Origin of the sequence: Bacillus sp. SIMBA_026, from assembly GCF_046535335.1 — a bacterium.
Taxonomy (GTDB): Bacteria; Bacillota; Bacilli; order Bacillales; family Bacillaceae; genus Bacillus; species Bacillus velezensis.
The window spans coordinates 1-229 of sequence record NZ_JAWRWX010000550.1 but is presented as its reverse complement, the minus strand read 5'-3'; the positions used below and the strand labels follow the sequence as shown (position 1 = coordinate 229).

The 229-nt window shown below is 43.7% G+C and carries 1 protein-coding gene; it reads right to left on the bottom strand.

Annotation, left to right across the window (positions count from 1 at the left end; genetic code table 11):
* The coding region (locus SB847_RS22505; protein WP_410579007.1) for a hypothetical protein at positions 1 to 229 on the bottom strand (229 nt) is incomplete at both ends.

The window sequence follows — 229 nt, the reverse complement described above, 5'->3', positions numbered from 1 at the left end:
AGTGAACTCCTGATTGAAACCAAGATTGGCTGTTAGCTCTGGCGTATTGGGGAATGACCAGCGATTTGAAACATCTTCGACTTGCTGAGTGTTTGGATTGAAGAACGCAACTTCATCAAATTCCGCATTAATATAACCAATGGAACCCGTAAAGTTCAGTGTTGATGTTGCAGCAAAACTACTTTCCAGCTCTACCCCCTTCACAGTTGAATCCGCCGCATTCAATACC